Raw genomic sequence first — 10,863 nt, forward strand, 5'->3', positions numbered from 1 at the left:
TTAGCCCCCTGTTGATGCGCCGACAATACCACCAACTTCGATGATGGTCGTCTCGCCGGTTAATAAATCAGTAATGTGAACCAGTAACGATCCATCTTCATTGACCACATTTATCTCAAAGTCATCGGTTTTTAAATAACCTTCACCACCATTTGCCGCATCATTAAACAGTTGGCTCATTAAGCGTGACTGTAATGAACTAGCAAGCCTGTCCAGCGCAGTAGGGGCAACATAGGAGGAACCACCTTGATGTTCATTTTGCGCTGACGCATTTGCCAATAAATAACTACCATTAAGGTAACTGCCCCCAAACGCAGGGTTAACTGGGGTATATACCAGTTGCGTCGCGGCTAAGGGAAAACTAAATGATGTTATTGATAAAATTAGTAATAATTTTTTCATATACATTCCCTACTAAAACTCATCAGGAGCAAGATCGGGGTCTGAAAATGCCGCCCATCTTACCTGTTGTTGATATTGCAACAGGGAAGCATTGACCCGCTTTGCTGCCATGTTCGCTTGTGCATCAATATTTCGCGATGCTGGGGATAAAAACGTCACAAAAACCGGCTTGCGATTATGCAACACTAAAATTTTACTACCACTTCTTGCAGTGGCTTGTTCTACAACAGTGAGCCCCGAGTGGTTGCTCATGCCATTGATATCACGATAAGCGCTAACAAATTCTCGATAAAAACGGTGGCCAAATCTTGTCATGGCTCTATTTAAGATTAATCCGTCAATTAAATCAGCTTCACGCTTAGGCTTTGCATCACTGACACTCGCTACAGGTTCAATTGACTGCAATAAATTCTCTTGAGCTTTTGAGGCCGTGGATTCTGGAATAACTTCATCTGTGGTGGGGGCAATGTTAGCTTTTGTAAATTCTGGAACATTAACGTCAACATCTTTACGATCATCAGCGATAGCATCACTTAATAAAACGGCTTGACTAGCAATCAAGCAAATGAGTATCACTGATGGATATTTCACACTCTCACCTCATGCATGTGAGTTTGTGCCCAAGCAATGGCTTGACCACGACTAGACACACCAATTTTTCGAAACGCACGATAGAGATGCGTTTTAATGGTAGATTCACTGACAAATAGTTGATTAGCGATATCGAGATTAGTACTACCAGACAATAACGTTTGTAATACCTCACGTTCACGAATGGTCAGTTGCTCACTGTCATCGTCATGGTTAATACTCATTAACGATTGATAGAGATCTTGGGGGATGACACTACGGCCTTTGAGTATTTCATTTAAGCCGCTACTAACATCAGCTAAATTAGCATTGGTATAGAAGACACCCGTTGTGGTCGATGGATGAATTAAAAATTTTGCATCAACTTGTTTGGGGAAATTTAGAAAAACGGTACGAACACCACAATATTCACGTTCAATAACACGCTGTAATTGATATGCTTGCTGAAGATCAATCGTTGCTAAATCGAAAACCACTATTGAGTTGGTTTGTGTGGAAAGTAACTTAGACATATTACCTGGCTGAGCCTTAGTTAATTTAACCAGAAACTCTTGTGGCCAGCGTGAATCGAGTAAATCGATTAGTAATTGTGAACGCGATACGATCATCCAATTTTCAACTTTAAACATTCCTAACACTCCATGTGGTATGAATAAACTGTGGTATAAAGAAACTATCATATTGATATTAAGTCCATATCAACATCTATAAGTTTAGCAAGTGGATTACTGCATAACAATTAGTCAAAAGGGTGCTTACACACCCTTCATTATACTTTAGTACTACATACCTTGAGTAATCGTCACTGTATTACCAAACCCTATGCTGCTTACAACTGCTGAGTTATTCATATCGGTTTGGGTAACATAAACCACATTGCTGCCATCACCAGAGACATATACATCAGCTAAATGATTGCCACCAGTTTGATCGATAACAATTTCGTTAGCTTCGCCCCATTCAGATTCAGCATATGCTTCGTTATGATGTCCAGACTGGTCTATATCAATAACTGATGACAAATCAGCAGCATCAGCATAGGCCTTGTTATGATGGCCATCTTGATCAACCATAACGACATTATCGGCCCCCCACGTTCCAGCACCGATCCCTTCACCATAAAAGTTGCTGCCATTGGGTTTGCTATTAACTTCATTATGATGCCCAGTTTGATTTACTGTAACGGTACTTAATCCGCCATCGTCAGTTGATGCACCTGCATAGTTATGATGACCCGACTGGGTGATTGTAATTGTGTTATCAAAACTGTACTCCCCTTGAAACACTACGGCTTCGTTTGCGAAACCCGCTTGCGCAACCGTAGCGGTATCATCCATACCCTCTTGGTCTACAGTCGCACTATTACCAGAACCTGAATTACCGTTACCGTTGCCATTCCCAAGAGTTAAAGAACTTTGAGTCACTGTCGCAGTGTTGCCTACATTGGACTGATTGACGGTTGCAACATGCTCAAAGTCCATTTGCATTACCGTTGCGACTTGATTTAAACCATATTGGTTAACTTGAGCTTCATGATTACCGCCATTTTGTGTCACATGTGCATCATGAGATTCACCATTTTGATATACATCAGCCATGTTAGACAAACCTGCTTGCTCAACTAAACCTATGTTACCATTACCTATCTGCTCTAATGTTGCGACCGTATCATCGCTACCTGAGCCGCCATAATTCTGGTTATTTTGCAATATATCACCATCGTTGTTTGAACCAATTTGGGTTAACGACGCACTTGCAGCATCTGACGCTTCCTGTTGAATATAAGCATTATTGTTAGAGTTGCCGGATTGATTAATGGTTGCATCTGCATAATCTGACCAATGATTATAAACTTCAGCAGTATCCTCACTTCCAGTTTGATTAACCGTAGACTGTGCACCATCACCATCATTTTGAGTGATGGTTGCTAAGTTACCGTTGCCCATTTGATTAACAGTTGCTTGCGCATTTTCACCATTAGAAAATTCTTGTGTTATATCTGCTTCGTTACGGTCACCAACTGATTTTACAAAGGCACTAGCTGTACTTGTTGCATTATGTTGGTCAATCAAAGATGTATTATCATTTCCCTCCTGATTTGATGAAGCTTGGGAGTTTGCCGTTTCTGCCTGTAAAATAGTTGAAAGATTATTATTACCGAGCTGCTCAATAGTTGCATTATTAGCAACACTATTGCTTTGTTGAACAACCACCGCGGTATTTAGCTCTCCCTCTTGACTAACATCGGCTTCGTTACTGCTTGCATACGCACCAGCAGAGGTCAATAAAGCTGCTGAGATTAATAAAGCTAATTTAGAATATTTCATCTTTGTATTTCCCTTCATTTGGTTGAAATAAATAACTCAAATTAATTACTCTGAGTCACGCTAACGTTTTGCATTGTTCCCCATTGAATAACGCCAACAGCACTTCCATAACCATTCTGCTGGATCATAATGGTATTATCACTTCCGGTCTGACGAATAACTGCTAAGTTGTGTGTTCCAATTTGACTCACATCCATTAGCAAATTGCTTCCTGCTTGACTGGCAATAACTCGATTACTAAACCCTGATTGGTAGATACTGGCTTCAATATCCGTCCCGGACTGGAATACAGTAACGCCATTGAATATGCCTTGTTGATGAGTAAAAATTTGATTGTTGTAGCCAAATTGACTTGAATCAAACTGATTATTGAAACCGCTTTGATTTAAATTAATGGATAGTGCATCACCAAACTGAGTTACATTGGCTGTATTATTAATGCCTATGGCAAGTTCATTAATATCACTCAAGTCTTGTTGGCCAAGGCTAGAAAACGACATCACACACAGAAAAATAGCTAGAACCTCAGTTGTTGCATTAAGGTAATATTGATGTTTACGCTTGTTCAAGGTCATATTCATGTCCCCGGGTTATTAAACATCAAGAACATCTTATTCATGTCGCTTAATAACTTTTACATTCATTGTTTCGATATTGTGGCTCTGTCATACCACATTCGAATCAACCTTGAGTATTAAACCAACATAGACCTATAGGTTATATTAATTCCACCCCCAGACTTAATTGCAATAGCTCACCTAATAAATTGATCTAAATCAATTTTATGTTAGTTTTTTGAAAATAAAAAACAACACATATGACAAAAAAATTATTTTTAAATAATGGAGTTTTTTTAAAATAATTAATGCTATTTACATTTTTTTGATGTAGGCGGATAGTTGATATGAATAGCGCTATTTATATAGATAGTGCTATTGATATAGATAGGGTTATAAATAATTATTTCGATGTGAAAAGTTATCACATCGAAATAATTGTTTATTAATAAGTTAATTTATTTATACGCATTAATTTACTACTCACTTGTAAGCTTTATGTTTAAAACGCACTCTCATAATCAATTATTCAGCAAAGAAGCCACTAAACATATAAACAACACGATTGAAATCACTTGCCAAAAACGTACTGGGTTGCGAGTTATAATGGGCACATAATCATTTACTGTGTGATTCGCTTTGGCAGTGGTTAATTGATGAATAAGCTCACAGGTATCCGCTTGGCGTAAATTAGGTTCAACATTGAGTGCTTTTTTTAATGCTACGTCAATCCACTCTGGCACCATTGGGTTTAATTTATGTACACTAATATATTCTAAACGTTGATAATCCTGCCGCGTTCGGCATTTCTCGAGTTTGCCTTTAAAAGGCAATTGCCCAGCCAACATCTCAAAAGCAATCACTGCAAGCGAAAATAAATCGGCACGACCATCGGCCTTATAACCCAGTATAACTTCAGGGGCGGTGTAATCAGCCGTACCCAAAATACGATCTCGAGTTAACGGACTACTAATTTCTGCCACGCCTTTGATATAACAAGAACCAAAATCGATGATTTTAACTACCCCTTCTCGGGTGATAAAAATATTATCCGGTTTTAAATCTTGATGCAGCGTTTCGCGACGGTGAAATGCTCTTATCCCTAATTCGATTTGTTTTAGCAACAGTAACACCTCTTCTACTGGGGCCTTTTTATGTTGAGTTAACCATTCACCTAAGCTTATCCCCGATAAAAACTCGGTGACATAATACAAAGCGGACTTTATGTTATGTTGCTCTACAACCTTAACGACATGAGCACTGCTAATACGCTGCCCTACCCAGCTCTCTAACATAAAGCGCTCTATGTAAGCGGCATCATCTATGTAATTGACGGAAGGTGTTTTCATGCAAAAGACTTGGTTTTGCCCATTGACGACTCTATACACTTGGCTGCGTTGTGATTGATGAAGTATATGAGTTACCTGATATCCATCAAGTTTCATTCCAACGCTAAGTGGGGGGGGGAATGGTTGACGCGACAAGCTTTGGTACACATCATCGATAGCTTGTTTAGGTAATTGTCTGACACTTAATAACTGCGCACTGAGATTATCTTTACTGCCTAAATCGAACGCCTTTTTATTCAACGCTAAGCAGAATTGTTCACACAAATCATCGCTAAGCGTTGGATGTTGCTGACAAAGAGCCGTCAACTTTCGGTGTATTTCAAATTCAGTGAGTACGTCATGAACTCCATCCGTTGTCAGTAAATAGAGGTCGTCAACTTCAACTGACAAGGTTTTATAGTCAACATCTAATTTAACATCCATCCCCAATGCACGAGTAAGATATTGGTTTGATGAGTTAATATTAGTACTGTGATCATGAGTTAATTGCAGTAATTCGCCTCGGCGAAAACGATAAATACGTGAATCGCCCACATGCAACATGTGCACTGAACAAGACTTAAATACCAATGCACTAAAGGTACATACAAAGCCGCGTCTGGCATCGCGATAGTCTTGCCCCAATCCATACAGCCAACGGTTTAATGCTGTTAATACTTTGGTACTCGATGTTTGCACACTCCAAGTTTCTGGGGTCGAATAATAATCCGCAAGAAAATTACTGACACTAATGGCAGACGCATGAGCCCCACCTTCAGCGGTACTGACACCATCACTGATAACACTAACAACACCTTTCGACGTAAGTGGTATCCCTGAAGGAATACGAATACCTATGGCATCTTCATTTTGCAGTTTACGTCCTTTTTCAGAAGCTTGGCCTACAACAAGCTGCAAAGTTGCAGCAAAAGGAAGCATGGCATCTACACTATCCATCGTTTGTTCTAATGACTCTGAAGCCATAAAACCTCTCACTCTAAGATTAAGCTGTTTTATCAATATAAAAACTCAAATTGCTTAAACATAAACAATTTGAGTTTTATGGCACAATGTTGCTCTGGCTACTTTACTCGAGCACTAACTTACGCTGATTAAAGTGACTTCGCCTTGATCGTTTACTTCAGCAATATGACCTTTGGGTTCTTTCATAAAAAATAATGTCACAAAACCAAATACGGCACTTATCGCAATCACATAAAAGAAAATTTGAGTGGATACGATAGAATATACGGTTAAGAAAAACACTGCACCGACGTTACCATAAGCCCCTGTCATACCCGCTATTTGCCCTGTTAAGCGACGCTTAATCAGCGGCACAGCAGCAAACACAGCCCCTTCGCCACCTTGAACAAAGAATGAACATGCCATAACGACTGCGACAGCCAAAGGTAATGACCATGACGAGTCGATTTGTGCTACCGACAAATAACCAATCGCTAACCCTGCAGTTAATATTAACAAGGTGGTTTTACGACCAAACTTATCACTTAACCAGCCACCGCCAGGACGAGACATTAAATTCATAAAGGCATAGCTTGATGCCAACATACCCGCTTGTGCCATGCCAAGCTCGAACGTTTCTGCAAAAAATAATGGCAACATAGATACCACGGCAAGCTCAGAGCCAAATGTAGTGAAATACAGCACATTCAATACAGCAACTTGCTTAAACTGATAGCGTTCAAACTCAGGCACTTCCATTGAAAACAAGTGCTTGTTCACTTGGTACGTTTGGTAAAAATCGAACAAAAACACCACCACCAACCCAAGATAAATAAGGTAGGTTGCATCTTGAGTAAACATACTCACACCTGCTGGAGACAGTTTCCAACCTAACAGCGCTAGCGTGGCATACATTGGCACCTTCATAATGATCAGTAACACATAGTCACTTTTACTGGTCACTTCTAAGCCGCCTCCCTTTTTGGGCTTAAAGTAAGTCGAACCTTTTGGGGTATCGGTCACATTGAAGTAATAAACAAATGCAAACAACAAACTCATTAAGCCGGTAATGCCAATGGCATAACGCCATCCGTCTGTGCCACCAAAAGCAAGTGCAACGGCAGGTAACGTAAAGGCTGCTGCAGCTGAACCAAAGTTACCCCATCCGCCATAAATGCCTTCTGCTGTACCTAACTCTTTTGCCGGAAACCATTCACTCACCATACGGATACCAACCACAAAACCAGCACCAATAAAGCCAATCAGAAATCGGGCTAAGGCTAACTGCTCAAAAGTGTCGGCTACCGCAAACATAAAACAAGGGATTGAACAGATACCCAATAAGGCAGAATAGGTGATCCTTGGACCATATTTGTCGGTTACCATACCAATGATAATCCGCGCCGGGATTGTTAATGCCACATTGAGGATCAACAAGGTCTTAATTTGTGATTTAGTCAGCCCTAAACTGTCGGCGATTACGCTAACAAGTGGCGCTGCGTTAAACCACACAACAAAGGTGATAAAAAACGCCATCCAACTTAAATGCATGATTTTCATCTTGCCGTGGAAACAGAAAATATTAAATTTTTCAGCACTCATATTGCACCCCTTTATGACTGAGCCAAGACAAAAACATTGCCTTGTTCAGTTTTAATTTCGAATGGTTTAACCACTAAATCAACATTTTCAATACAACGTCCGCTATCCAAGCGGTAATGTTGTTTATAAAGCGGCGAAGCAACACAAAGCTCACCATCGATTTCACAAATAAGTCCTCGGGACAATAAACTCACACCACTGGCAGGATCTATATTATCAAGGGCAAATAAACCGTCATCCCCTAAATTGAAAATGGCAACCGCACGTCCTGCTACCCAAGCCGCTATTCCGGTGCCTTTTGGCATGCTTGCTTCGCTACACACATTGACCCAAATCATGCTAATTCCTCCACAGCGAGTTGTGCTGCATCGTCTGTAATATCGTTAATAGCTATCGTTCCTGCCCCTGCGTCTTTAACACTCGGGAAACGTTGCTCACGAATTCGTTGGTAAGCACTGGTATCTGCTTCTGGCGCATCATTTGGATTAACAAACTCATTAAAGCGCGCCAAAAAGGCCGGTTGTTCAAGGCTGGTTTTCCACTCACATTGGTATGTCGCGGCAATATGGTCCATCTGCTGCTCTAAGGTCGAGTTAATCCCCAACGCATCGTCAATAACAACTGATTTTAAATACGCTAGACCACCTTCTAATGAATCCATCCAAGTCGAGGTTCGTTGTAATTTGTCTGCAGTTTTGACATAGAACATCAAAATGCGATCGATATATTTATAGAGATCTTCAGTGGATAAATCAGTGGCAAACAAATCACCATGACGGGGGCGCATACCGCCATTGCCAGCAACATACAAGTTCCAACCTTTGTCGGTTGCGATAATGCCAATATCTTTGCTTTGTGCTTCAGCACATTCACGAGTACATCCAGAAACAGCAAATTTTAATTTATGTGGACTGCGTAAGCCCTTGTAACGGTTTTCTAAATCAATCGCGAAACCAACGGCGTCTTGCACCCCGTAACGACACCAGGTGCTGCCAACACAGGATTTTACCGTGCGCAATGATTTACCGTAGGCATGGCCTGTTTCAAAACCAGCATCAATGAGTTTTTTCCAAATTTCGGGTAGCTGCGATAACGTTGCGCCAAACATATCAATACGTTGGCCACCGGTTATTTTGGTATAGAGGTCATATTCTTGGGCAATTTGGCCCATGGCTATCAGCTTAGTTGGGGTAATTTCACCACCAGCGACTCGCGGCACAATAGAGTAAGTGCCGTCTTTTTGGATGTTGCCTAAGTAAGCATCATTGGTGTCTTGCAGTTGCACATGACTGCTATCTTGATTCAACACATATTGGTTTTGTAAGCTAGCAAATATGGACGCGGCGGCAGGTTTACAAATATCACAGCCATATGTATGACCACTAGCTGAAGGTTTTCCATGCTGAGTGATTAAGGTATTAAAATCATTAATGCCTTCGACTTGGCATAAGTGATACAAGGCTTGTCGGTCATGATCAAAATGGGCGCAAATTCCGGCATTAAAATCGAGTCCTGCAGCTTGTAAGGTTTGATCAATAATTTTTTGAACTAACGGCGCACAACCACCACAACCCGATGCCGCACGAGTACATGCTTTAATCTCAGCTATTTTATGGTTGCCGGCGGTCACGGCCTCAACAATGTCGCCCTTGGTTACTTGATGACAAGAACACACTATAGAAGTGTCTTTTAAATCGGCTTCGTTTTCTGCACCGGCTAGCAATAACTCAACTGCGGAACCTTCAATCTCGTCTTGAGACAAATAGCTATCGAGCAAGCGGCTGTAATCGCTGTTATCACCAATCAGCACTGCACCTTTTAAAAATTTACCGGTTTCGTCTAACCATAATTTTTTATAAATACCCGCTTGGTTATCAGATAACTCAACAAACTGTGCGTTATCAAAACCACGGCTAGCACCAATAGCGGCCACATCAACACCCAATAATTTAAGTTTGGTACTCATGTCTGCGCCGGTAAATGACTGCGACACGCTATTAGATGTTAATGAAGCAATATGCGAAGCGACCACTCGGGCCATTTGGTAACCAGGTGCAACTAAACCAAATATTTTTTGTTGCCATAACGCACACTCACCGATGGCATAAACATCGGGCGCTGAGGTTAAACAGTAATCGTCAATTTCAATGCCGCCACGTTCACCGATACAGATATTTGAAACTCGAGCTAATGAATCTTGTGGACGAATACCGGCAGAAAACACAATCATGTCAGTTTCAAGATAAGACTCATCATTAAAGGTCATTCGGTGCATTGCCGTTTCACCGTCAATAATCGCAGTGGTGGCTTTTGAAGTATGTACACTCACGCCGAGCTGTTCAATTTTACTGCACAGTAATTCACCCGCTTTATCATTTAGCTGAACGGGCATCAATTGTGGTGCAAACTCAACAACGTGTGTTTTTACCCCGAGCTGCATCATGGCATTGGCGGCTTCTAAACCTAATAGTCCACCACCAACAACCACCCCAACTTGACTGTTTTGAGCTGCGGCCTGAATCGATTCAAGATCTTCAATGGTGCGATACACTAAGCATTGAGCACGATCGTTACCTTGTATCGGTGGCACAAATGGAAATGATCCCGTTGCAAGCACTAAGCGGGTATAAGAATAATGATCACCTTGCGCGCTAGTCACCGTTTTGGCGGCAATATCAATTGCCGTAATAGGTGTGTTTAAGTGAAGCGTAATGCCCCAATCTTGATAATCTTGCGCGCTGGTTAACATCAGTGGATCGGCGCTACCGGTCTCGAAATATTTTGACAGCTGCACTCGGTCATAAGCTGGACGCGGCTCTTCACCAAACACGTGCACATCAAACGTTTTATTGAGACCTAAACTGCACACTTGCTCAATAAAATGATGACCAACCATGCCATTACCAACGACCACTAACTTGGGTTTTGAGACTGCCATATCCAACTCCTTCATGCCTTGGACCGTAAAAAGCAAAATGGCGCCAACTCCGCTTAAGGAGTTGGCGCCATTGCCTGTTGAGATCCAAATTTTTAAAATAAATTGTTGAGGTAAACGACCCCGTTAATTGCTGCCATTCACACTATCGTCAATCT

9 protein-coding genes are annotated in these 10,863 nt (G+C 41.2%); all 9 read right to left on the reverse strand.

What is annotated here, in order from left to right; all coding sequences use genetic code 11:
• The 9 genes from AAEY97_RS05175 to nirB all read right to left on the reverse strand — a co-directional run bounded on the left by AAEY97_RS05175 (position 1) and on the right by nirB (position 10,708).
• Positions 1–402: a curli assembly protein CsgF gene (locus AAEY97_RS05175; protein WP_123776865.1), complete on the reverse strand. Its 402-nt coding sequence runs from the start codon at positions 400–402 to the stop codon at positions 1–3.
• Positions 403–414: 12 nt separating this feature from the next.
• The gene (locus AAEY97_RS05180; RefSeq protein WP_242445135.1) at positions 415–993 is read right to left on the reverse strand and encodes a curli production assembly/transport protein CsgE; all 579 of its coding nucleotides are present in this window, start codon (positions 991–993) and stop codon (positions 415–417) included.
• On the reverse strand, positions 990–1,622 hold the full coding sequence (locus tag AAEY97_RS05185) for a LuxR C-terminal-related transcriptional regulator (protein WP_350997029.1): 633 nt from the start codon (positions 1,620–1,622) through the stop codon (positions 990–992). The genes AAEY97_RS05180 and AAEY97_RS05185 overlap by 4 nt, the downstream gene beginning before the upstream one ends.
• A gap of 153 nt (positions 1,623–1,775) precedes the next feature.
• The gene (locus tag AAEY97_RS05190) at positions 1,776–3,320 is read right to left on the reverse strand and encodes a curlin (protein ID WP_350997032.1); all 1,545 of its coding nucleotides are present in this window, start codon (positions 3,318–3,320) and stop codon (positions 1,776–1,778) included.
• Positions 3,321–3,361: 41 nt separating this feature from the next.
• Entirely contained in the window at positions 3,362–3,895 is a 534-nt protein-coding gene (locus tag AAEY97_RS05195; protein ID WP_192115126.1) for a curlin, read from the reverse strand.
• A 503-nt stretch (positions 3,896–4,398) separates the two neighbouring features.
• Positions 4,399–6,189: a bifunctional protein-serine/threonine kinase/phosphatase gene (locus AAEY97_RS05200; RefSeq protein ID WP_242445134.1), complete on the reverse strand. Its 1,791-nt coding sequence runs from the start codon at positions 6,187–6,189 to the stop codon at positions 4,399–4,401.
• A gap of 114 nt (positions 6,190–6,303) precedes the next feature.
• Positions 6,304–7,770 carry a NarK family nitrate/nitrite MFS transporter gene (locus AAEY97_RS05205; RefSeq protein ID WP_350997036.1) on the reverse strand — a complete coding sequence of 489 codons (1,467 nt, stop codon included), beginning with the start codon at positions 7,768–7,770 and terminating at the stop codon, positions 6,304–6,306.
• Between the two features lie 11 nt (positions 7,771–7,781).
• Complete coding sequence (nirD, locus tag AAEY97_RS05210) at positions 7,782–8,108, reverse strand: nitrite reductase small subunit NirD (RefSeq protein ID WP_350997038.1); 327 nt, start codon at positions 8,106–8,108, stop codon at positions 7,782–7,784.
• Complete coding sequence (gene nirB / locus AAEY97_RS05215; RefSeq protein WP_350997040.1) at positions 8,105–10,708, reverse strand: nitrite reductase large subunit NirB; 2,604 nt, start codon at positions 10,706–10,708, stop codon at positions 8,105–8,107. Before nirB ends, nirD begins: the two co-directional genes overlap by 4 nt.
• Positions 10,709–10,863 lie beyond the last annotated feature (155 nt).

This window comes from Shewanella sp. TB7-MNA-CIBAN-0143, from assembly GCF_040310065.1.
In the GTDB taxonomy this organism is placed as follows: Bacteria; Pseudomonadota; Gammaproteobacteria; order Enterobacterales; family Shewanellaceae; genus Shewanella.

What these genes read in the sequence shown, in the direction of transcription:
- AAEY97_RS05175 (WP_123776865.1), bottom strand. Translation starts at nt 402, where the DNA reads ATGAAAAAATTATTACTAATTTTATCAATAACATCATTTAGTTTTCCC.
- AAEY97_RS05185 (WP_350997029.1), bottom strand. Translation starts at nt 1,622, where the DNA reads ATGTTTAAAGTTGAAAATTGGATGATCGTATCGCGTTCACAATTACTA.
- AAEY97_RS05190 (WP_350997032.1), bottom strand. Translation starts at nt 3,320, where the DNA reads ATGAAATATTCTAAATTAGCTTTATTAATCTCAGCAGCTTTATTGACC.
- AAEY97_RS05195 (WP_192115126.1), bottom strand. Translation starts at nt 3,895, where the DNA reads ATGACCTTGAACAAGCGTAAACATCAATATTACCTTAATGCAACAACT.
- AAEY97_RS05200 (WP_242445134.1), bottom strand. Translation starts at nt 6,189, where the DNA reads ATGGCTTCAGAGTCATTAGAACAAACGATGGATAGTGTAGATGCCATG.
- AAEY97_RS05205 (WP_350997036.1), bottom strand. Translation starts at nt 7,770, where the DNA reads ATGAGTGCTGAAAAATTTAATATTTTCTGTTTCCACGGCAAGATGAAA.
- nirD (WP_350997038.1), bottom strand. Translation starts at nt 8,108, where the DNA reads ATGATTTGGGTCAATGTGTGTAGCGAAGCAAGCATGCCAAAAGGCACC.
- nirB (WP_350997040.1), bottom strand. Translation starts at nt 10,708, where the DNA reads ATGGCAGTCTCAAAACCCAAGTTAGTGGTCGTTGGTAATGGCATGGTT.